Below are 1,116 nucleotides of genomic sequence, written 5' to 3' on the forward strand. Positions count from 1 at the left end.
AAAACTCCACCACAGCCCTGATCGACTTGCCCTCATGCATCAGCTCGAACCCGTGGTTGATCTCGTCCAGTGTCAGCTTATGCGTGATCATCGGGTCGATCTCGATCTTGCCGTCCATGTACCAGTCCACGATCTTCGGCACATCCGTGCGCCCCTTGGCACCCCCAAACGCCGTGCCGCGCCAGACCCGGCCCGTCACCAGCTGGAACGGCCGCGTGGAAATCTCGGCCCCCGCGGGCGCCACCCCGATGATGATGCTCTCGCCCCAGCCCTTATGCGCGCATTCCAGCGCCGTGCGCATCACGTTCACATTGCCCGTCGCATCAAAGGTATAATCCGCCCCGCCGCCCGTCAGCTCCACCAGATGCGCGACCATATCGCCCTCGACTTTCGAAGGGTTCACGAAATCGGTCATGCCGAAATGCGTGCCCATCTCGACCTTGTCGTCATTGAGATCCACGCCCACGATCTGATCCGCGCCGGCCAGTTTCAGCCCCTGGATCACGTTGAGACCGATGCCGCCCAGACCAAAAACCACCGCCCTGGACCCGATCTCAACCTTGGCCGTGTTGATCACCGCACCGATGCCCGTGGTCACGCCGCAGCCGATGTAGCAGATCTTGTCAAAAGGCGCGTCCTTGCGGACTTTGGCCAGCGCGATCTCCGGCACCACCGTGTGATTGGCGAAGGTCGAGCAGCCCATGTAGTGGTGGATCGGCGTGCCATCGAGCATCGAAAACCGCGTCGAGCCATCGGGCAGCAGCCCCTGTCCTTGGGTGCTGCGGACCTTCTGGCAGAGGTTCGTTTTCGGGTTCAGGCAGTATTCGCATTCGCGGCATTCCGGCGTGTAGAGCGGGATCACATGGTCACCCACTTCCAGGCTGGTGACCCCCTCGCCCACCTCGATGACAACGCCCGCACCCTCATGGCCCAGGATCGCGGGGAAGATGCCCTCAGGGTCATCGCCCGAGCGGGTGAATTCATCGGTGTGACACAGGCCTGTCGCCTTGATCTCCACCAGAACCTCACCCGCGCGCGGCCCCTCAAGGTTCACCTCCATCACCTGCAAAGGCTCCCCCGCAGCAACCGCAACCGCAGCTCGCGTTCTCATCATAA

General features: G+C 62.4%; 1 protein-coding gene. It reads right to left on the bottom strand.

The genetic code is table 11. The features are described 5' to 3' along the window. The coding region (locus Q1A63_RS25575; RefSeq protein ID WP_298976941.1) for an S-(hydroxymethyl)glutathione dehydrogenase/class III alcohol dehydrogenase at positions 1-1,111 on the bottom strand (1,111 nt) is incomplete at its 3' end. Positions 1,112-1,116 lie beyond the last annotated feature (5 nt).

The organism is uncultured Roseobacter sp. (assembly GCF_947499265.1).
In the GTDB taxonomy this organism is placed as follows: domain Bacteria; phylum Pseudomonadota; class Alphaproteobacteria; order Rhodobacterales; family Rhodobacteraceae; genus Roseobacter.